Origin of the sequence: Sinorhizobium sp. 8-89, from assembly GCF_030124325.1 — a bacterium.
Lineage (GTDB): Bacteria > Pseudomonadota > Alphaproteobacteria > Rhizobiales > Rhizobiaceae > Sinorhizobium.
Window position 1 is genome coordinate 15,893 of record NZ_JASKLR010000007.1, and the last position, 21,411, is coordinate 37,303.

General features: G+C 57.3%; 17 protein-coding genes. 8 read left to right on the plus strand and 9 right to left on the minus strand.

Annotation, left to right across the window (positions count from 1 at the left end; translation table 11 throughout):
* Window positions 1-38 precede the first annotated feature (38 nt).
* Window positions 39-779: a sulfotransferase family 2 domain-containing protein gene (locus tag QN219_RS15450; RefSeq protein ID WP_284000611.1), complete on the minus strand. Its 741-nt coding sequence runs from the start codon at window positions 777-779 to the stop codon at window positions 39-41.
* 351 nt (window positions 780-1,130) lie between these two features.
* Window positions 1,131-2,936: an ABC transporter ATP-binding protein gene (locus tag QN219_RS15455; RefSeq protein ID WP_284000612.1), complete on the minus strand. Its 1,806-nt coding sequence runs from the start codon at window positions 2,934-2,936 to the stop codon at window positions 1,131-1,133.
* Between the two features lie 332 nt (window positions 2,937-3,268).
* Between QN219_RS15455 and QN219_RS15460 the strand changes: the two genes are divergently transcribed.
* On the plus strand, window positions 3,269-4,585 hold the full coding sequence (locus tag QN219_RS15460; protein ID WP_284000876.1) for a polysaccharide pyruvyl transferase family protein: 1,317 nt from the start codon (window positions 3,269-3,271) through the stop codon (window positions 4,583-4,585).
* A gap of 848 nt (window positions 4,586-5,433) precedes the next feature.
* Here QN219_RS15460 and QN219_RS15465 read toward each other — a convergent pair.
* Together QN219_RS15465 and QN219_RS15470 are read right to left on the minus strand one after the other, a co-directional pair.
* Window positions 5,434-7,479 (minus strand): acyltransferase family protein, encoded by a 2,046-nt coding sequence (locus QN219_RS15465; RefSeq protein WP_284000877.1) that lies wholly within the window; start codon window positions 7,477-7,479, stop codon window positions 5,434-5,436.
* A gap of 201 nt (window positions 7,480-7,680) precedes the next feature.
* A complete protein-coding gene (locus tag QN219_RS15470) occupies window positions 7,681-8,670 on the minus strand; it encodes a KpsF/GutQ family sugar-phosphate isomerase (RefSeq protein WP_284000613.1) in 990 nt (329 codons plus the stop codon).
* A gap of 260 nt (window positions 8,671-8,930) precedes the next feature.
* On the opposite strand from QN219_RS15470, the gene QN219_RS15475 reads away from it, so the two are divergent.
* Window positions 8,931-9,668 (plus strand): hypothetical protein, encoded by a 738-nt coding sequence (locus QN219_RS15475; RefSeq protein WP_284000878.1) that lies wholly within the window; start codon window positions 8,931-8,933, stop codon window positions 9,666-9,668.
* On the opposite strand, the gene QN219_RS15480 is transcribed toward QN219_RS15475, so the two are convergent.
* Entirely contained in the window at window positions 9,644-11,134 is a 1,491-nt protein-coding gene (locus QN219_RS15480; RefSeq protein WP_284000614.1) for a glycosyltransferase family 39 protein, read from the minus strand. The genes QN219_RS15475 and QN219_RS15480 overlap by 25 nt on opposite strands.
* Window positions 11,135-11,475: 341 nt before the next feature.
* Here QN219_RS15480 and QN219_RS15485 point away from each other — a divergent pair, with 341 nt between their 5' ends.
* Window positions 11,476-12,165 (plus strand): glycosyltransferase, encoded by a 690-nt coding sequence (locus QN219_RS15485; RefSeq protein ID WP_284000615.1) that lies wholly within the window; start codon window positions 11,476-11,478, stop codon window positions 12,163-12,165.
* Between the two features lie 105 nt (window positions 12,166-12,270).
* Here QN219_RS15485 and QN219_RS15490 read toward each other — a convergent pair whose 3' ends face one another.
* The 3 genes from QN219_RS15490 to QN219_RS15500 are packed head-to-tail and all read right to left on the minus strand — an operon-like array spanning window position 12,271 to window position 14,838.
* On the minus strand, window positions 12,271-13,176 hold the full coding sequence (locus QN219_RS15490; protein WP_284000616.1) for a glycosyl transferase: 906 nt from the start codon (window positions 13,174-13,176) through the stop codon (window positions 12,271-12,273).
* Window positions 13,177-13,235: 59 nt separating this feature from the next.
* Window positions 13,236-13,967, minus strand: a complete 732-nt coding sequence (locus QN219_RS15495; RefSeq protein ID WP_284000617.1) for a membrane-anchored protein — start codon at window positions 13,965-13,967, stop codon at window positions 13,236-13,238.
* A gap of 40 nt (window positions 13,968-14,007) precedes the next feature.
* Window positions 14,008-14,838 (minus strand): 3-deoxy-manno-octulosonate cytidylyltransferase, encoded by an 831-nt coding sequence (locus tag QN219_RS15500; RefSeq protein ID WP_284000618.1) that lies wholly within the window; start codon window positions 14,836-14,838, stop codon window positions 14,008-14,010.
* Window positions 14,839-15,078: 240 nt separating this feature from the next.
* Here QN219_RS15500 and QN219_RS15505 point away from each other — a divergent pair, with 240 nt between their 5' ends.
* Together QN219_RS15505 and QN219_RS15510 are read left to right on the plus strand one after the other, a co-directional pair.
* Window positions 15,079-15,993 carry a glycosyltransferase family 92 protein gene (locus tag QN219_RS15505; RefSeq protein ID WP_284000619.1) on the plus strand — a complete coding sequence of 305 codons (915 nt, stop codon included), beginning with the start codon at window positions 15,079-15,081 and terminating at the stop codon, window positions 15,991-15,993.
* A 74-nt stretch (window positions 15,994-16,067) separates the two neighbouring features.
* Window positions 16,068-17,015, plus strand: a complete 948-nt coding sequence (locus QN219_RS15510; RefSeq protein ID WP_284000620.1) for a mitochondrial fission ELM1 family protein — start codon at window positions 16,068-16,070, stop codon at window positions 17,013-17,015.
* Window positions 17,016-17,070: 55 nt separating this feature from the next.
* On the opposite strand, the gene QN219_RS15515 is transcribed toward QN219_RS15510, so the two are convergent.
* Window positions 17,071-17,916: a glycosyl transferase gene (locus tag QN219_RS15515; RefSeq protein ID WP_284000621.1), complete on the minus strand. Its 846-nt coding sequence runs from the start codon at window positions 17,914-17,916 to the stop codon at window positions 17,071-17,073.
* 749 nt (window positions 17,917-18,665) lie between these two features.
* On the opposite strand from QN219_RS15515, the gene QN219_RS15520 reads away from it, so the two are divergent.
* The 3 genes from QN219_RS15520 (at window position 18,666) to QN219_RS15530 (ending at window position 21,377) form a co-directional block, all read left to right on the plus strand.
* Window positions 18,666-19,520, plus strand: coding sequence for an AraC family transcriptional regulator (locus tag QN219_RS15520; protein WP_284000622.1), 855 nt, complete (start codon window positions 18,666-18,668; stop codon window positions 19,518-19,520).
* Window positions 19,521-19,625: 105 nt separating this feature from the next.
* On the plus strand, window positions 19,626-20,669 hold the full coding sequence (locus QN219_RS15525) for an aldo/keto reductase (protein ID WP_284000624.1): 1,044 nt from the start codon (window positions 19,626-19,628) through the stop codon (window positions 20,667-20,669).
* A 15-nt stretch (window positions 20,670-20,684) separates the two neighbouring features.
* Window positions 20,685-21,377: a formylglycine-generating enzyme family protein gene (locus QN219_RS15530; protein WP_284000626.1), complete on the plus strand. Its 693-nt coding sequence runs from the start codon at window positions 20,685-20,687 to the stop codon at window positions 21,375-21,377.
* Window positions 21,378-21,411: the final 34 nt, after the last annotated feature.

A 21,411-nucleotide genomic window follows, 5' to 3' on the forward strand; every position in this document is an offset into this window, starting at 1 on the left:
GCGGCCGAGCTTCTCGGCCGCCGCGTCGGCCTGACGCGCTAATCGGGAAAACGGTATTTAAAATGCTCGATCTCGGGGCCGAAGAGCCGCTCGACGCGCTCACGGTCGCCCGGTTTATAGTAGCTGCGAATGTCGGGCCGCGTCGGGTTCGCCTTCGCTCTTATCAGAAAGCGATCGTCAAACGGCAGGCCGAGTCTGTCGCATATCATGCGTAGATCCTCCGAGAGGCGCTCCTGCCGTCCTACGAAATCCACAACGATCTCGTCGTTTTTGGTGTAGAGTTGCCAGGATTCCCAGTTAATACGCTCACTCCTGGCGGCGCCTTCTTCGATCAAGCAGAGCATTTGCGAGAAGCTCGGCCGCGTTTCCGTCTTCCTGTAGTGCCAGTTGTAAATTGAAACGGCACGCTCGAATGGGTTCCGCACGAAGCAAAACTTGAAGTACTGTCTCCAGGCAGAAGGATCGAAGGCCTCGATTTCGCTTGCGCCTGAATGATCCGCGAGCTTGCCTGCAAAGCGACGGCTGAGAGCAGCCCCGGCCAATGAATCGACTTTGCCGTTGCGGACGAGCGTTTTCGCGATCTTGAGGGGAGAGAGATGGCAAAAGATAGCGATCAATGCCAGCCGATTTGCATTCGCTCCATTGCCGAGCGCATCCTTCCAGGACCCGAGTTGCAGGTCCCAGGGCCCGAATTCGCGAGCAAGATAAGCGGAGATCGTGCTGCCGGCGGTTTTCGGTATGTGGATGAAAATGAATTTATGGCGATGGGATATAATCATTGCCTGGCCAAATCCTTAGCCGGAAAGTTGAACCGGCGAGTGATCATGAACACGATGACGGCAGCAGGCCTGACGCCAATGCCCGCCGTCTCGGCGTCCTGTGCATTGTCTCGATTCCGTAAGCTTGGACGACCGCACCAGATTCCCCGCTTAAGGGAGAATTGGACCTGTTCTCCTCGGTCCTGCGCCTGCCTGCGCCATCTCACTTGATCTAAGCGTTCAACACTCGACGATAAAGCCAAACATGGAGAGTGATGCGCAGCAAGGAAGCGGGCTGCCAGAAGGGTTTCCCATCTGGATACCAGCGATCCGCTTGGGATCGTTACTCGCCGGCGACATGTCGAGCACGAGCTAAGTGACATCGGTCCCCACGGTCAATTCCAAATCGCCACCTTGCAGATTGTGGAGGCGAGCGTAGAGACCCTCCGGACGGTGCGCGAGCTCCTCATGCGTCCCCTCCTCGACGACCAGACCCTGCTTCATCACGACGATCTTGTCAGCATTGACGACGGTGGAAAGCCGGTGGGCGATAACGATGACAGTGCGACCGTTCATCGCCTGATCGAGCGCCTCCTGAACGGCAGCCTCGGATTCGGTGTCGAGAGCAGAGGTGGCTTCGTCGAGAAGGAGGATCGGCGCATTGCGAACGAGCGCACGAGCGATCGACAGCCGCTGACGCTGGCCGCCGGAGAGGGTCATCCCCTGTTCACCGACGGGGGTATCGTAGCCCTGCGGTTGCGCGAGGATGAAATCATGCGCATAGGCAAGCCTCGCCGCCTCTTCGATTTCCGCATCCGTGGCCTCCGGCCGCCCGTAGCGGATATTGTCACGGATCGAGCCCTCGAAGAGGTATGGTTGCTGCGAGACATAGGCAAGCCTATTGCGCAGCGATTGCTTGGTGACAGCGGCGATGTCCTGGCCGTCGACCAGAATTTGGCCCGATCGGGGATCGTAGAAGCGCGGGATAAGGCTGATGATCGTGGACTTGCCGGCACCGGACGGGCCGACCAACGCGGTCGTCTTGCCACCCTCCGCGCGGAAGCTGACCCCCTTCAGGATCTCCTCGCCATTGGCATAGGAGAAGCGCACGTCGCGAAACTCGACGGTCGCTTCGCTAAAGGTCAGCTCCGTGGCGCCCGGAAGGTCTCGCTGGTGCGGAACGGTATCCAGGACCTCATAAAGCATGCGTGCGTTGACGGCGGCGCGCTCCAGCGACAGCTGCAGACGAGCCAGCCGCCGGGCCGGGTCGTACGCCATGAGAAGTGCGGTCACAAAGGCAAAGAAGGCACCCGGAGGCACGTTGCTGTAGATGATTCGAAAGGTGGCGTAAGCAAGGACGCTTGAGATCGCCAGGCCTGCGAAGCTCTCCGTCAATGGCGCCGTGCGTTCGCTCAGGCGCGCGATGCGATTGGCCCGATTCTCGGCCCGATCGATGATCGCGTCGACCTTGCGTCGCAATTCCTCCTCCATAGTGAAGGCCTTGACGATGGAAATGCCCTGAATGGTCTCCTGCATCGCGCCGAGCACGCGGCTGTTGGCCTCGACCGCTTCGCGTGTCGCCAGACGCAGCCGCTTGGAGAGGTAGCGAAGCCCAAGCAGCAACGGCGGAGCGACGAGAAGGATGACAAGTGACAGCAGCCAGTCCTTGCTGACCATGACGCCGACGAGGCCGACCAAAGTCAGAAGATCGCGAGCAATCGAGGTGACCGTCATATTGAGCACGTCACGGATGCCGGCGATGTTCTGGTTGATCTTGGCTGTGAGCTGTGCCGAGCGCTTCTCCTGGAAATAGCCGACGCTCAACGCCATTAGATGCGCATAAAGCCGGCGTTTGTAGCGGGCAACGATACTGTTGCCGATCTTCGACAAAGCGACGGCTTGTCCGTAAGTCGCCAAACCTCTCAGCACGAAGGCAGCAAAAATCGAAAAGCAGATGAGGAGAACCGCGTCGCCGCGCCTGTTGGCGAAAGCTTCGTTGACCACTGTCTCACTGATCCAGGCGATGAAGCCCGTCGTCGCGGCCACAACTATCAGGCAGGCAATGGCAAACGCGTAGCCGCGGATATGGTCGCGACCGTTTTCGGCAATGACGCGCTTTAGGACCCCAGTGATCGTTTCGGGATCGATATCGTGCTGTTTCCGATCCTTGACGTTCAAGAAGCCTTCCCTGCAACCACCCATGGTGTTCTGTGCACTCGCGGAGCCCCTCGGTCTCTATAGTGTCTTGATGCCGCTTTGGCGAGTCCTGGTCGAGCCCACCCGCCCAGCTTTTCCAGCGGCGTCTCTCCCTGCAAATTTCGAAGCGTCCCGGCGCGAGCAAGGTCGGAGAGGTTCTTCGCGATCAATTTGTCCTCCCATGTTTTCGATCCCGGCGATCCTGTGCCCGACGGAGGAGGTCCAGAAGATGCATTCCGCAGTTCTTGATGTCTGGTTGTATTTTGTGCACTTATACGGCTGCCATCATCCTCAACTCACCGGAACTAAGGAAATTGTTCGAGGGGATAAAGTCCGCCTTACATTGGCGGCTCGCGAAGAATCTGAGGAAGTCGAATCCTGACAAAGCTGCAAGGCACCTGGTGCTTGCAGCAACGGGACGTGGAGCCGATGTTGCCAAGGCACGGCGCGCCGTGGGTTTTCTCGTCGCAGACAAAATGTACTCGGACGCTCGTACTGTGTGCCGAGAGCACATTTCTGCCGGCGATCCTTCCGGCTTTTGGCGACATTACGAGAGCTTCGTTGACGAGCTCGGAAGCTCTAACCGACACCAAGAAGTGCCTCGCTCGAAAATCAAGATTGCTCTGTTCAACGATACGGACTTCAGGGTCAATATCGGATGTCGGCTGACGAGCCAGGGCCTCAAGCAACAAATTCTGGATGCGTTCCCGGACGCCGAGATAACGTCCATCGGTTTTAACTTCGCGGCCTTTAGGCTGGAGTTCCCAAAAAAAACATCCTCTGAGCCGGATGAACCCTCGGGCATAGAAAGCCGACTTTCTGTTGCGTATGGCGAAGACGCGATCGATCACATAGAGGCCGCCGATTTCGTGATCCTGCAGCCAGAGGGATCGTTGGACCACAGGACAACGGCCGAAGGGCTTGAAACTTTCTTCACTCCTGTCCTTGCCGCCAGGAAGCTGGGCAAGCCGTTCGCGGTCTTGAACGGAACCATACCTATCTACGACGACGAACGATCAGACTATCTCAGAAAGCTCTTCCGCGAGCTCGGTAACGTCGCCGCCCGCGACGAAATCTCAGCTGAATACTACGGAATCGAGTTTCTGACGGATGCTGCGTTCCTTCGGATATCGCCAGCACCTTCGGCCGAACGCGACGGCTGCCTGATCACCACCGGGGCCAGGAACAATGCCGAAGAAGACGTTGGAATCCTAAAGACCGCATTGCGGGCTTGCCACGCGTTGAAGCTTCGGCCAGTTGTTCTTACGCATGCAGTTGAGCGCTTCAATGCTTATGAAGCCGAGATCATTGCCCGTGGCGGAGTTTTTGCTGAGACAGCCAGCATAGAACGTGCTGCCGAGACAATTTCAAAATGCCGCCTGCACATTGGTGGCCGATATCACATGGCTATTTTCAGTCTCCTCTGTGACGTCCCTTCGCTGCTCTTCGACGTCAAAACGCACAAAAACCAGTGGCTAGAGCAATACTCACCTCTCATAAAACTTGTGCATCCGCAGACAGATCTCAACGCGGCGGCAGTTACGCTACTAAGCGATGGCGTGTCGCAAGACCATCGCGAAACAGGTATGGCGGACAAATACCTCCACTTCCTGAAGCGCGCCTATGGCTAAAGCAGCCGCCATTCGTGGAAATCAGGGTGCACGATCATGAGCCGGGCTGCCTGCCGAGGCCTGCAGGATTAGGCGAAATGGATAGTCGATGGGCTAGAACTCCGCGGCTGCCGGCCCGATGAACTCTCTCGCCGATCGTCTATTCCCACTCACAACTCTTAATCATGAAGCCCGCAACGTCCGCGGGCAACCGACCCTACCAGGTCGAGTTCATGTAATATTTTTCGGCGATAACGGCGGGCCTGAGCAGATGCGGCTTCGTCAATGACCGGCGCGAGGGGCATGTCGCCAACTAGCGCCATTCGCGATAGTGCGAGACAGACAACGGTCTACCCTCAATCGGTGAAATCGTGCTCGCCCCTCCGCCCACTGCCCATCTCAGAATTGCATCCGCCTCCGCATGCATCCTTGCTCTGATCTCGGCTTGCTCTACTTCATTGGAGGCGCATTGCGGCGAGATACGTTCAAGGGCACTGAGAACGTCATACCTCAGGTCAGCAAAAGGGGTGTCCCTGACCTTACTGGTTACAAGGAGTTTTACCAGAAACTCCAGGGTCGCGACCCGCAGCCGGTCATCGTCGATATGCAAACTTCCGCCCTCCCCCGGTGATTGCACGCTTGCTGGCAGACTAACAGCAGCGTTGATCGTTTGCAATTTAGACTGCAGCGTCGCGCATCCAATCGGACGGGCAAGATCGCTGCAGCACTTTGAATTGCTACGGTCGTGGTGGAAGCGAGGCCGCGCAATCAGCAAAGCCATTGGACGATCGAGACGGCCCTCGCGTCCATTCGGTCGACGACAAACACGCGCACGAGAACCATTTCGGCTTCTTCTTTGAATGGGATGATCAAGATCTCGGTTCAGAGCTCAAGGAGTGGACATTCTCTCGGACTATGTTCAGCACCGGACGGAAGAGTGCCGAGAGACTTTCCGCACCTTTCGCTGACAGGTGATCTCCGTCCTTGTAGAGAACGGTGCCCTCGCGCATGACATGACACCTGGTGGCGTCGCAGATCAAGCTCATCGGGTCGACGATCAAGGCTCCGCTTGATTTTGCCGCTTCACTCAAAACGCGCCGAGCCAAGGCTTGCCGCATCTTCATGTATTCAAGGGGAGGGGCAATGTCGAGCGGGCGTCCTGACACAACGGCTCGTGCGAGGGCTTCGGGGACTTCGTGTCCCATCTCTGGCACATCCATCACCAGGACTGCCTTTGTTCCTTGCCGAGCCAGCTTGGTCAAAGTCGTGTTGAGACCTGTACTGATCGGCGCTGACCAATCTGGCAGTGAGGGTTTGACGCGAGGATCAAAAAAGACGCCCTCGCCAGGAAGTTCTGCCCGGTGGACGTACTTCGGCCAAAAGCCAACCATGAAAACGAAGGCGAACCTCTTCTGCTCGATGAGTGACATCACGGCGGAATTGTACTCGATACACCGCTTCACCGCTGCCGGACGGCCGAAGTCCGTATTTGGCAAAGGCGGGCACGATGCGCGCCCCACGAACATGCCCGACATGCCCATTTGACGAGCTGCAACGTCGATCGCAGGAGCGATGGCCGCGGCATGAGAATCTCCCCATACAAGGAACTGCGGCTCGCTTGCAGTGTCGATGCCCACCCTACAAAGATTCCCTCTCCTTATCTGGGCCGGTGTCAGACCTTCTCCATTTGAATCGGCGAAACACCGCTCAGAGAAGAATCGGCTCTCATCATAGGTGGCTTGGTAAAGCGCGCGGGCCTCTTCGGGCAACCTTTGGGGAATGCCTTGCAGACCGTTGACGATGCCAGCGAAGGCGACCGCCGAAGAAATCGCAGCGCTGCTCACGCCGACGATTGCGCCGGGCGAGGGTGCCAGTCCGCCATACCGGGCAGGCTGCTCGACGAACCTCCACGAAACGTAGGCTAGCGCGAACGACATTGCCACGACGCTCAGCGCCCATCCGGTTGTAAGCTCGTGACCAAGCCCATAGCGCGCGAACACAATCAAGGGCCAATGCCAGAGGTAGAGGGAATATGAAATGCGTCCGGTGAAGACAGCAACCGGATTACTTAGAAGGCGCGCGATCAAGCCGCCCCGACAGTGCGCGTGGATCAGAAGGGCTGTACCAAGGCAGGGCACTGCGGCATAGGCGCCGGGAAAGGGCGTATCAGGAGTATAGGTAAAAACGGCCAGGAATATCGCCAGCAGTCCGAGTGCCGCCAGTGCCTGCGCCCCCCGAGCGGCATAGGCAGGGCGCGGAGCAATGGCAACAAGAACTCCCGTCAGCAACTCCCAAATGCGAAAATGAAGCAAGTAGAATGCCTTTTCGGGAGAGTGTGCGACCCCCCAAGTGCTTGCCCCGAAGGACAGGAGCGCCACCGCCAACACGATCGCAAATATGTGCCTGCGCGCGAATTTGAAGCAAAGGAAGACCGCGACGGGAAAAATCAGGTAGAATTGCTCTTCCACGGACAAAGACCAGGTATGAAGCAATGGCTTCATCTCTGCGGCAACATCAAAATAACCGCTTTCGCTCCGGAACAGAACGTTCGAAGTGAATAAAGCAGCGGCCTGAACACTATCGCCGAAGTAGCGGAACTCTTGCGGCATGAGCAAAAACCACGCTGCCACGGTCGAAACCGCGATCATCGAGAACAGAGCCGGGAAAATGCGCCTCATCCGTCGAACGTAGAACGCCCGGAAACTGAAGCTGCCGCGCTCGAGCTCGGTCAGGATGATCCTCGCCATGAAGAACCCGGACAGCACAAAGAAAACGTCAACCCCGACGAATCCTCCTGAGAACGCCCTGAAGCCAGCGTGAAAGAGGAGCACCGGCAAGATCGCCACGGCTCGTAAACCGTCCAGGTCCGGCCGATATTCGAAGTCTTGGTGGGTTACTGCCAAGCTGCTCCCCATTGCCGTGACCTGCCGCCGAAAGCCAGCGGCATTTGCGTTCACCCCCACAGAGCCGCGCGTCCAATCAGACGCGCAAGGTCGCTGCAGAGCACTGAGCTGCTACATGGTTTTGTCCCTGAATTGATCCCGACTCTAGGGATCATCAGTTGAATAGTACGCTGCGCTACTTAGGACAGCGGCCTGTCAGCCATCCAATCGGCCTTACGCAACGCCGGCACGCAGAAGATCGTGGACGTGCAAGATGCCGAGCGGCCGACGCAAATCATCGATCAGGAATAGCACCGTGATCTTTTGCGACTGCATCATTTCCATTGCCGCGCTGGCCAGCATTCCACCCGTAATCACCCTTGGCATATGTGACATCACGGTCTCGACAGTGAGCAGCAAAAGATCCTCCGACATATGCCGCCGCAGATCCCCGTCGGTAATCACCCCAACAAGATCACCGTCGCTACCAACTACACCGACGACCCCGAAACCCTTCGAGGACATCTGGATGAGCGCCTCGCCCATTGGACTGCCAATTGGCAATAGGGGCACGGCTTCCCCCGAATGGGCCAGCTCGTGTGCAAGAAGCAACTGAGAACCGAGCTTGCCGCCGGGGTGAAACGTCTTGAAGTCCTGAGCCGAAAATCCTCTCCGCTCAAGCAAGGCTATCGCGAGAGCATCTCCCACCGCCAACTGCAGCATCGCGGACGTGGTCGGGGCTAGCCCATGAGGGCATGCCTCCGACACTTTCGGCAGGACGATCGGCACCGTCGAGTTGCGCGCGATTATGCTGTCGGCATTCGAAGTGACGGAAATAACGGGAACATTGAAGCGCTTGGCGTAGGTGAGCATGTTGCCGAGTTCGACGGTCTCACCGGACCATGAAAGCAGAATAAGCAGATCCTGTGCCGTGATCATGCCGAGATCGCCGTGACTTGCTTCCGTCGGATGCACGAAATAGGCAGAGGTGCCGGTAGAAGCGAGCGTTGCGGCGATCTTGCGTCCGATGTGTCCGCTCTTGCCTATGCCCGCGACCACGACGCGGCCACTCCTCGAGGCGACCAGTTCGACCGCGTCGACAAAACTGCTACGCAGGGCCGCGTCAGCCTCGAGACAAACCGCCAGCGCATCTATCCCGTCAGCAGCAGTGGCAACCGTGCGACGGATCGACGCCAGTATCGCGTCGCTTACAATCATATCCATTTCTACACTGCCCGAAACTATCGATGGCTGGAGTTGAAGCCTTCGAAATCAAATCAAAATGGCTAAATTGTGCGAGTTTGCGAGTATATCCCACACTTTTTGGCGCGTGACCGACAGAAAAACCAGGAAGTTGCATACTGCCCACAGCCCGAAAACGAAGACTGAGTGGCGAATGGACACGTGGCCGGGCTTGTGCGAGACATAAGATGGCAGCCCGTAAGTCAATCTCGCCTTCGCTACTTGGCCAATTGGAACTCGTGATGACGATTGAACCTGACGCGCTTGAAACATTGCGAGAAAAGCACCGCCGCTGGCTCTCGCGGCTCGGGATTCTCGATAGGCCGTGGTTGGTCCTCGGCTCCGCACCGTCCCCCACGATACCACCGGACCTGATAGGACATTGCGCGCGCGTTGACGTTAATAACTCGGGCAAGACGGCCAACGCACTAGGTCTCCCGCGCGCCGATTTGACATTCCGGAAGCGGAAGAAGTCGTGGGAAGAGCATCCCTATGTAAGGACGAGAGGCCTGTTATGGCTCCACACGAGGCCTCTTTGGATGATGTACCTGAAACTTCTTTCAATGCCGCGCGTGCGTTACAAGAGCCTGATGCGCGCCACCAAGGATGAGCGCGAGGCCATCGTCGACCTCGTGAGTGGCGGGCTTCCCTCCGATATTGGAGAGTTGGGCAAGGTGACGAACGGAGTTGCCGCCGTCTGCTACGGACTTTTCATGGGGGTGCCGTCTGTGACCCTCGCCGGGTTCTCAGTCACCAAGATGGGCCATTCTTACGACGACAAGGGGAGAATCCGGCGGCAGATCGCAGAAGACACCTTCGTTCTGACGCGTTTGAAAGATCGAGGAAATGTTTTCACGACCGAGTTGGAGCTCTCTGAGCACATCGGTCTGCCTTTCGTTCGTGATAGAAGCGACATTGCCGCCAACATGGACGGCTCGGCCGGCCCGGACCGGCTTCACCGGAGGTCCGCCCAAACATAGGCAAAGGTGTATACGTCGCCCGGGCGCCCGGCGTTGTAGGGAACTGAGACCATCGTCGGCTTCGAATCGACCATTCTGATGGGTATGGATTCCAGCAGGACCGAAATGCGAGGAGGGATCGCTTCGAGCCCTCGACCCTCTGCCGACCAAGCAGCCAGAATTCGTCCCGCCGGAAGCCGTTTCTCCGCCCCTTGGGAAAATCCGGTCAGGATAATCGGAGTGTCGGGAAACTGAATTCTGAAGTTGCCCGCCACGATCCGGTCGTCGACTACAATAGCCACCGGTGGCGGACCGGGCTCAGCGCGCACAGCGGTGGCAAAGCCGCTATAGGGCGTGTGCGCGAAGGAATAGTCGCCGATCATCGGACCGATGAAGACCCTTGCCCACAGCATCAGGATGGCGCCGACGGAGAGGACGCCCGCTATCGAAAGAAGCGCGGGAAGGCGCCGAGCAGGATCCAGACCGGCGGCATCGATTTTCAGCGTGAGATAAAGCGGGAAAAGCGCCGTAAAAAGCGCCAGCCACTTCGGCCGAATGTGGGTCGCATCCATTGCGACGACGATAACCGCTACAATGAGGAAGCAGGCAAGAAGCATCCTGCCGACGACCCTCGTCCAGAGACTTTCGGCGCGAAGGATCTTTCCGAGATCCGCATGGAAGATGGAGCCGAAGACGGCGAGGGTCAGCGCGACACCCTTCAGCGTTGCAAATGCCAGCGAAACGAGCCCCTGGATCGCGTGCGGCAGCGCGTCGCCGGCCCCCTCCTTCATCTCAGCGACAGTGACACCCGTGGCATGGCCTATATTGTTGACGATCCAGAAGGCATGGGGTGCCACAATCAACACGCAAACCGCAGCCGAAGCGAGTACACGCCAGTCAAACAAGTGTTTGCGCAGCATCGCTTCCGGCAAAACGGCAAGCAATGCCGCGAGGGGGAGTATAACGAAGTTGTATTTCGAAATCGCCCCGAGCCCTACGGCAGCGCCGACAAGCAAGTGGCGGCCAAGCCGGGGCGGTCTCTTTAGAGCTCGAAAAAAGGCATAAAGGAAGAGCGACACCGCAAATAATGCTGCGACGGTATGGGACAGGTCGCGCTGCGACAGAAGGAAAACTGGTGGGAGCGTCAGGACGCCCAGCACCGCCACCGCCGGGGCGAACTCGCTGCTCGCGAGTACACGCGCGGTAAAGCCGTAGAATAGAAGAAAGAGGAACAGAAATCCGGCTTTTACGACAGTCAGCGATGCGACGGAGATTCCAAATAGGGCCACGACTCCATATTGAAGCCAGTTGTAGAAGGGTGGCTGGGTTCCGTATCCGAGGAGCAGATATTGAGAGAGCAGAGCTTGTTCGGACTCGTCGATCTCGAGCGAATCCGGGCGCAGAATTTTCAAGACGATGCTCAGCAGGCAATAACCGGCAATCAGAACGTATAAGAGATTCGGTCGTCGAACCAGGAGACTGCGCATTCCCCCTCCCATCGTCCTCGCCCGTACTGGTCGTAATCCCGCGGGCAAGCGACAGCTACTAGGCGAAGTTGGAGGAATTTGCCAGACGCCCTCCTATGGCTACCAACTACAAAGCACAAGATTTCGCTTCATCCACAGGGACGAGACACTGCGACATGGAAGTGGTGTATGCCGGCGAGATAAACGTTATCCGCTGTCCCAGGCTTCACGCCGCCGCCATTTTTGGCTAAACCGGTTATTGGGTTGAGACGCAAATCAAAAGTCAGTTCAAGTCGTTTCGCCGCTTTGAGGAACAAGCCAGACCCAGGAAGTTTTGAAGCCTACCTATAATCGGAGGTGTGATGACGCAAAGTGCTCATATTTACATCGGCTTCGATAGCAAGGAAGTCGTTGCCTATCATGTTCTTTGCCAAAGTATTCTGGAAAAGAGCTCCATCCCGGTCTCGTTCACGCCAATATCCCTGAACAACGTCGAGAGGATTTTTACGCGCGAGCGGAATCCTCTCCAATCTACCGAATTTTCCTTTTCGCGATTCCTCGTGCCGTATTTGAGCAGCTACGAAGGTTGGTCGCTTTTCGTCGACTGCGACATGCTGATGCGAACTGACATCGCCCAGTTGTGGGAGCTGAGAGACGATCGCTACGCGGCGATGTGCGTAAAACACAACTACGTTCCGAAAGTCGAAACGAAGTTCCTGGGGCAGGTCCAGACCAAGTACGAAAAGAAGAACTGGTCGAGCGTGATCCTGTTCAACAATGCCAAGTGCCGAAAGCTGGATCTGGATTACGTCAATACTGCTACCGGGCTGGAGTTGCATCAGTTCAAATGGCTGGATTCCGACGACCTGATCGGCGAACTGCCGGCGAACTGGAACTGGCTCGTCAACGAGTACGAATATTCGCCGGATGCAAAGCTTGTCCATTTCACAGATGGCGGGCCTTACTTCGATGAATACAAGAACGATGACTACGCCGAGGAATGGTTGGCTGCACGTGATCGCGTTCTTCATGTAACGCAGCGATTGTCTTAATCGCGCGACGCCATGAGCATTTCATCGGGGCGGTGGAGACGATCTGCCGCCCTGCCCCGATGTCAGTTCTTCGATGCACCTTCGCTTCCAATCCCAGCTAAAACGTCAGTCAGTTTTGGCTAACGTCGCGTCGTAGCCAAACCCCACCTCGATAAGCGCCGAGACCGGCGAGTAATTTGCGATCTCGATGCCGCTTTCGACGGCTATGCTCCGAGCCATTACCAGATGGTCGATAATCCATTTTTGGGCCGTGATGATTCCCGAATAGGCTTTATCGGTTGTTTCATAGTATCTGGGCTCATCAGCATTACTGATATCGATCCCCACGAACCCGATCGCGCGAGGCTTCCAAGCGACGGCAAACTGTGTAGCTGAAACGGCCACTGAGCCTGCCTGGAAGACGCCGGCGGAGGGATCCTCAGAAAACCCTATCGCACCGTCCTCGCTCAACCTCACATGGGACAGCTTGCGCAGTTCCACGGTGTCTCGGCGTGCCAACCCATATGGCTTTCGTAAGTTATCGATCAATACGATCGTTTTATCTCGCAACCATGTGCTGTCCAATTCACAGATCGCCCTTATGACGCTCACCGACAAGAGACACACGCATCCGGCCGGGACCCGCTTCATGAGATCGAAGTGTCTCCATACGAACCGCTCGTCTTCAATTGCAACCGCCAGGGGCTTTGCTATTACCGCGGGAAAAAGATGCACTGCGCCGTTCAAGAGAATGCAGGAAGACTCATCTGCGCGGGTGAGGTCGCATTGCGCAATCGAAGGACCGGAGCCGACGATAAGCACGCTCGATGATTTTGCCTCCAGGGCGCGCGAGTGGCTCGTGAGATGTCCCACCAACTCGCCCCGATACTGGATCATGCCATCGCGATCTGCAGTCGCACGCTCGAGCTTGAGACCGGGAAACCAGTCCTGCACGTGTGCCCTGGAATGTCCTAGTAGCAGACGAACGGCGATCTTGATGCAAGAACGGGAAAAGGGGCGGTTCGAGCGCATTGATTTCCTTATCGCAGGCGTCGGGCAGGCAAATGACAACGACGTGAGTGCAAGAAATTTCAGCGGCTTGGATCGGTCCACAACGGTATGCCGAGCTCTTCCGAAACCGGCGGATCCGCCGTGAAGATCGGGCGCCCCTCACTAATCAACTTCGAAACGAGAGCTTTGTCCATGTGAACGTGAAGACGTGTCAAACCCGCTGAATTATACACATGACCGGTTGAGTTCGGGTTTATACCAGTAATGATGACGGCGGGGGCACCGTTATAAAGGGCAAAGAGAACCGCGTTCATTCCATTCGAGCATTTGGAATCCGCGTCCATCTCGAGGGAACGCAAATTCGCCACGCGGTCCAGCAACGCCATCCGCTCGTATCGGTCAACGATTTCCAGCCGGTCGTATTTGTAATCGAACGCCCTTAAGCCCTCCTCCAGCCGCGCGCGGTCGTCCTTTCGCCAGAGAAATACATAGAGCGTCCCGGTGCGCTGCCCCGTTAGCACACGCCTGACTTCAACCGCATTCGGAGTGGTTCCTTCGACCTGGTTGAACATCATCATGGTTATATCGGGCGCATCGACGCCCCACTTGCTGATGACCGATTGAGAGCCGTTCACGGTAATGATCCTGAAGCTCTCGTCCAATCCGGCCGGTTTATGGGACACAGGAGCGGACCCGACGACCACGACGGGACTATTGAATCGAAAGGGCGCAGCCGGCGGATCCGGACGCATTATGCGGTACTTCAGATTTCGGTATATGCGCTTGCGCGCGTCGGAGATCCATGATCCCATTTATCCTCACCGGAAATCGATACTCGGAAATTTGATGCTACTACGCCTTCGTTTTCCTTGGAAACTTCGGCTTCAGCCGCCGTAATAATTCGTCAATGGATCGCAATACGTTTGTCAAAGAAATCAACTTGTCGACTTGCGCATCGGTCTGGCTCAGTCGCGATGACAAGACTTCAGCGATCGTCGAGGAGATTTCAGCAGCGGGCAATTCCGGGAAGCGCGAAGCGAGCGATGTGTAACTGTTTGTCGTGATACCACCATGCATCGTCAGCTTGCCCACTCTTGCAAAGAGGCGCAAGAAGACCTGCTCGAAAGTCCAGTCATGAACAGCCACCACCCGCCACTTTTCGCTGCGCTTTGCCGAGAACCCCGCCAGAACGATCTCGGCCGGAAGCGCCTGGTCCACCAGCCACAGGGCGATGGCGAAGCCGCTTGTGGGGACTTTATCCTGCGGGTAAAAGTCCGCGCAGAAGCCCGTCAAATCCAAATGGCCGGTGGGCGTCCCCAGGTAATCCGAACTAGTGTTCAATCTCTCGCTCGCCGCCAGGCGGATGTTCATGATGCCTAGAAACGCTTGGGGCGCGAACAGCTTGACGACGTCAGCGACCTCTTGTCGGTAGACGATGTTGGCGCCTCTTGGCTGGGCGCGTGAGATCAGTAGGGAGCGGCCGGAAAATTGTTCGTCAAGAACCTTGTAGACCTTGTTGAAGAATACAAAGAGAGCCGTCCGCGGATATTCGGCCTCAAGTGCCTTGACGCTAACCTGGTCGCTGTTGGCGACGAGAATGATGTGTGAGAACGCCGAAAACAGTGCACGCCATTGCTCCGTTGTCGTCAACTTCTCCGTCGTTCCGGAAGCGGGAAAGTCCATTCACAACCCATCCCAACCTTAGCGTGCTTTCAGCGCGCCTTCTCGATATTTCCGAGGCTCGGATTCCAAGTTCGGCTCGCCCCATCTATAAAGGGTGATGTATTCCAAATCAAAGCAGGTACGCTTGATAAGTCGGGAAAATGCATGTTCAACGGCGCTGAAAGTTCCCCTTCCTTCTGCGGCGACTTAAGATGCGGCCAACAAATGAGCCACTCCATGTTTAGCAACCAAGGGGCGTAGATGTTTGGACTGAAGGCTAAACGGCATCTTACGAGAGAACTTGCTATCACGCCTCCGGCAGCAGAACTGAATCGACGTGGCATTGCGATTGTCGCCTGCGTGAAAAACGAAGCTAGCTACATCGAGGAGTGGGTGCGTTTTCACCAAGCTGTCGGTGTTCGACATTTTCATGTCTATGACGACGGCTCGACTGATGGCACGCTCGGTGTGCTTCAGCGGGTATTGAAGCCCCAGGAACTGACCGTCGTCCCTTGGAAAATGCGCATGCGGGACGAGGAAAGTGGTGAGTTTTTGAACGGGCAGACGATTGCCTTCGCACATGCGATTCTAAACTTTGGCGGCAGATATGATCGTATGGCGTTCATCGACGTCGATGAATTCTTGCTTCCCAAGAAAGGTCGGACGCTAGAGGAAGCCCTACGAGGAGCAGGTGGGTTTCCGAATATTTCCTTGCCCTGGCACATGTTCGGCCATAGCGGTCATGTCGCCCGACCAGCAGGGCCCATATGCCTCAATTACAAAATGCGGGTCGCCGATCCGATGCAGCAGAACCTCGACGCAAGTAATTTCAAGTGCATTATCGATCCGGTCGAGGTCACGAAAGTGGGCGTGCATCACTTCCAAACACGTTCCTACGGCGACAGAACCGCAAATGATGCGGGGAAAGTGGTATCAAAGAAGAAGCGGAAGGCTGCCGAATTTTACTCTGCGGAGTTCGTACAGCTCAACCACTATTACGCGAAGTCGGTCGAGGAGCTGAAGGAAAAGACAGACAGAGGCTGGTCTTTCGACGGATCTGCAGAGAAATACCGCAACAAGGTCGCTACCACCATCAAGTATATTGAATCCAACGTCGTCGAAGACCGCAGCATGCTCGAATTCATCGACGAAAATGGGATCGATCTCGGTCAGTGATTTGAGCCAGCGCAAGGGTAACGCGCGGAATGAAGTAAGCGTCAGATCGGAGTTAAGGCTTGCAAGATAAAGCGATGACAACGTCGAACACGACCTGCGTATGGGCGGTGGCGGAAAGCAAGGCGGGAACGCTCACGCAGTGCCTTGGCGTTGGAAAAGAGTTTCACCGGGAACCCGTGGTCAAATTGATCAGTCGGGCCCGCGGCCTGAGGAAGCTGTTCGAACCCAGGCTCTTTCGCAAAAAGGAACAGCGTCCCGAGTTGGTAATCTCCTGCGGTTTTCGGGCTGAGCCGGCAGTTCTTGATATTAAGGCGGCCTATGGCGGCAAACCTCTGACCGTGCACCTCCAACGTCCGCGCATCGAAGGATATGATCTCGTTTTCGTCTCTCGTCACGATTGGGTAGACGAATTGAAAGAGCGGCCGAACTATCATTCAATGGTCGGAGTACCGCATCAGATTACCTGGGCGCGGTTGGCGCCTCTCAGGGATGCCGCGCGCAAACGATTCTCGCCGGACGGCCGCCCAATAGCCGCCGTCTTCGTAGGTGGCTCGAATGGCGCATATGTATATGACGACAGAACCCACCAGAATATAAAACGCGCCATCGAGCAATTGGAGAAAGAGGGTTGGCGCATCGTTGTGTCGGTCTCACGCAGATCTGAAGACCACACTCAGCAGGCCCTGTCGGCACTCAACAGCGAAAACATCGCCGTGTGGGACAGGCGAAGCGAGAACCCATATCTCGACTACATGGCCGCCGCCGACGCGTTCTTGATCGCAAAGGACTCGATCACAATGCCCTGCGAGGCTCTGGCGACGGGCAAGCCGGTCTTTACACTTGACTTAAGCCCCGTCGTTGGCCCGCGGCTGGACAAGTTCGAGCGCTATCACCGGGACCTGCACGAGACACTCCGGCTGACGCGGCCGTTCGAAGGAAAGCTCGAATCCTACAGCTACGAGCCTCTCGACGAAACGCGCAGGATCGCCTCGGTAATCCGTTCGAAGCTCAACCGCCCGTAAGACGCTGCGGCAAGGTGCCATAGCGTCCTTTGTGCGTCCGAAAGGGGCCGCACGCTTATTCGCGCCAGTGCTCGGCCACCCAAGGCGTCGGACGAATATAGTGTCGGAGATATTGCAGCGCGCCCTTGTTCTTTCGTTGTTTCGTATCGAAGATGCCCGCTATGTGTTTGAACGCCGTCTTGCGGGGACCCTTGGTTCCATATCGCCCCTCGATCGCATGCTGTGGATGCAGGCCTCGCGGGAAAATAACGACACGTGCATCGCTCGGCAGACGTGGGGCAAGAAAGTAGTTGAGCGGGAATGGCCAACGGCAGTCCTGGCGAAAATGGAGAACCCATTTTCGTGGGAAGAATGTTATGCCCCCCGGGGCGTTGCGGCTTACGAAGCGCTGCTCGTAACGGTACTCGTCGGCTACGCCCTGTGGATCTGATCGAAATTTTTCCTGCAGCGGCACGAGCTTCCCAACGGGAAAGCGGAAGAGCGACGTTTGCCCGAGGCGCTCAAAGGGCGTCGTTTGATTTCTCGCCATGACGATGTCATCCGCCTCGCCAATCTCAAAAAATGCGTCGAGCGAGGAAACGATCACGAGATCTAGATCGAGAAAAAGAACTGGACCTTTCAGCTTTCCCAGCGTTGTCCCCCAGAGTCGGGCCTTTGGCCAAATGCCTCTGGTATTTGTAGGCATGTTCTCCACGTCGAGCGGGGGCAAGTCTTCGCAAAGTATTTCCGGGTGCAAACCTGCACGGTTGTCGGTAAAGCAAGTGAAGGTGAATGGCGGCGTAATGTTGCGAGCCACCATCGCGTAAAGTCTGTTTATGAATGGGGCTCCATACTTCGTTCCCCAATTGATGCAGATCACTTGCTTAACGCCGCCGCTGGCTGCCAAAACATTTGTGGTCATTTGCTCCATTCCTCGCCTGCTGCGCATTTCTGCAGAACCGGTTCTTCTCTTGCTCTTCAACGAGGCCGAGCGGCCGAGTGGGTGTGTACGAGCGACTTGCATGACGTAATTACTTGCCGGCGGCGCCCCCGCCAAGTCTGAGTGTTTTCGTTCAACTGAGCATTCGCCGTCACAGCATGGCCATGCCCGACAGCGGCTCTGCTTTCCTCCTTTGCGCCGTCCTGGGCCATATCTTCCTTCGACCGACCACGTCGCCCTCGTCAGGGCAAGTATTTTCTTTGCCATCCGGAGCGGTAAACGTCCGCGCGTGCATCAGACGTCCGCGAGCACCTGCTGATTGGCTGTCAGCGCGGTGGCAAGGGGGCAAGCCACCGATTGCCGCTCTCGGCTGCAACCCGCCGCTCCTCGCGCTTGCCGGCGACGGCAGCAACGGTCGATGCGTCGGCCTCGCCTATGTATTCGAAGCGCTCTTCGAGGACGACATCGATTGCGGCAGACGGCGCGAGCGGTCACTCGCCATTAGAGCCTCTTTTCCCGAGCGGGCCTGTTCCCCTTTTCGCTCGAGGCGGTGTCTCTTCGGCCGCCAAACATGCCATCTTAGTCCCACGTCAGCGCCATCGTTCGTCTGCGGCTACTCAGGATGCAGGGCGATCTTTTCCGGCGTGATCATTCGTAACGGGGAGTTGATTGGGCAGTCAGCCTACGCTGCACGATCCTTGGCCTTCTAGTGAACGACGGAGTTTGATCGGATGCTTCTCAAAACGCGGGACGAACAGGTGTGGAGGGTCAGGCCAGATGCAGATCAACGTCGCCGCTTCACTTGGCGCGGTGGCGCCTTCGAGACCGGACGACGCGGGCATGCGGATAGCGTGGAAGGCCACATAAGCAGTGACGTGCACCTGGTCATGGCGACCTTGAAAGGTGGGGCCCAACTCCACGAGTATGTGACCGACGAGGGCTTTCGTTTTTCCGGTAGCGACCGGCCGGGTTACGTGTCCTACCTTCCGGCCAATTGCGCCCGGAGGCTGAGGCTGAGGAACGTCTCCTGGGAGTGGGCAGCGATTGCCCTGCCTGTCGACGGAGGGCCCAGGCTTTCTGAGAAGCCTTTCACTACAAGGCGGGACGACTTTCTCTTTGGCATGCTGTCCCAGTTTCAGGGGCTATACGAGAAAGACTCCGCCTTGGATGTCACCTACTGCGATGCGATGACGCTTGCGCTGCGCACGTATCTCGTACACCGAAGCGGGGTTGCCGGTAGGACGGCTCCCCATGTCAGCGGCGGATTGACACCACGGCAGGTGCGTGACGTCACCGCTTACATCGAGAGCCGGCTTACCGGTCACATCCGCATTACCGAGCTTGCTGCGATCGCCGGTTTGTCAGAAGGCTACTTCCACAGGGCCTTTCGGCAGACAAACGGCCAGTCTCCTTTGGAATATGTGAACCGGAAGCGTGTGGAAAGGGCACTCGCGCTTTTGGCTCAAACCGATAAAACCGTCATCGAGATTGCGCTCGATAGCGGCTTTGCGGGCCCAAGCCATTTCGCACGAACCTTCCGTTCGATCATGGGCGTGGCGCCGCAGCAGTACAGGCGCAGCCTGTGACTTCTCAAATCGGGTCAGAATCCGATCACTCAGGTCAGGATCACGCGCGCAGGGGCAGGTCAATCTCGTTAGATTGGAATTCTTCAATTCGGAAACGAGGATGACATGGCTCGCGACAATGCCTTTATCAACCGTAGAAACATGCTGAAGGGCGTCGGCGCACTGGCAACTGCTGCCGCGCTCGGCGCCGTTGGCGTTCCCCGGATCGCGCGAGCGCAATCCGCGTCGCCGATCATGCGCGCTATTCCGAAAACGGGTGAAATGATCCCCGCGGTAGGGCTCGGAACCTTCGAGACGTTCGACATCATGCCCGGCGAGCCGCGCAGTCACATCCGCGAAGTCATCCGTCGCTTCTACGAGGCTGGCGGGCGCGTGATCGACACGTCACCCCTGTATGGTATGTCGGAGGTCAGCGTCGGGGATTTCATCATCGAACTCGGCATTGCCGATGAAATCTTCATCACGAACAAGACTTGGACAACTGGGGAGTGGCTTTCAGACAACAGTCATTCTGAAGCCCAGTTCCGTCGGTCAGCCGAGAGACTCTGGCGCAACCGCATGGACGTACAGCAGGTTCATAGCCTCGAAAATCACGATCAGGTTCTTCACCTTCTCCGGCAATGGAAGGACCAGGGCCGGGTGCGCTACATCGGCGCGACGCAATGGAGCGCGGAGTATTACGATACGCTGGAGCGGCTGGTGAGGACCGGCAATTTGGACTTCATCCAGGTCAACTACACGATCTTCTCCAGACAGGCGGAGGAACGGTTGTTTCCCGCCTGCATCGACAACGGGGTCGCAGTCCAGGTCAATATCCCGTTTGAGAAGGCACGGCTCTTCACCTGTGTGGCGGGCCGCGAACTGCCAGGTTTTGCCGCGGACTTCGGCGCCGAAAGCTGGGCGCAATTTTTCCTGAAGTTCGCCATATCCCACCCTGCTGTCACTGTGGTCATCCCGGCGACGAGCAGTCCAGACCATCTGGCCGACAATATGGGTGCGCTTTACGGCGACTTGCCGGATCCTGATCTTCGCCGCCGCATGGTGGCCCACATGATGGAATTGCCGGAATTCGCCAACACGTTGAAAGGTCCGCCTTACCCCGGCAAGAGTTATGGCGGTGTCGTGGCCTGGCCCTTCCGCCAGACATGAGGATGGAAACACGTGATGCTGCGCGCCCTCCCGATGAGCCTTTTGATCCCGCTCTCCGCCGCGCTGGCAGAGCCCGTTACTATCGGCAATCGGTTTGCGATCGATCGCACCGAGGTGACGATCGGCGAGTTCCAGGAATTCGCCCGAGCAAAGGGCATGAAAACCGCCGCCGAGCGGGACGGCGGCGGATTCGAATATGGCGCCGGCTGGGAACGGCGGCCGGGATGGTGGTACCGACGACCTTTCGGCGAAGACCCTGCCAGCACGAGTGAGCCTGCCGTTCACGTATCCTGGGCGGAGGCGCGCGACTTCTGCTCAGAACGAAATGGGCGGCTGCCGTCCGCCGAGGAGTGGCAGCTCGCAGCCTACACCGAGACGCGGCAGAAACCGACTGGCAGCTTTGAGACCGGCCGTACCTACACCTATCCGACCGGCGACACCCCAGCCGGGCTCAACACAGATGCCGGCGACCGATGGCCCCGCCTGGCTGCCGCCGGCGCGACGGCCATGGGCGTGAACGGGCTCCACGAAATTGGCGGCAATGCCTGGGAATGGCTGGCAGACCGTCGCGGCGGTGATGCGCTGACGGCGGGCGGATCTTGGTGGTACGGCCCTGACAAGACAAGACGCGAAGCCATGCAATGGAAAGCGGCGAATTTTTATGCTGTCTACATAGGATTTCGATGCGTGTACGACATAGGTGACTGAGGCAATCAAAAGTGTAGCGGACGACCGCCTGCCT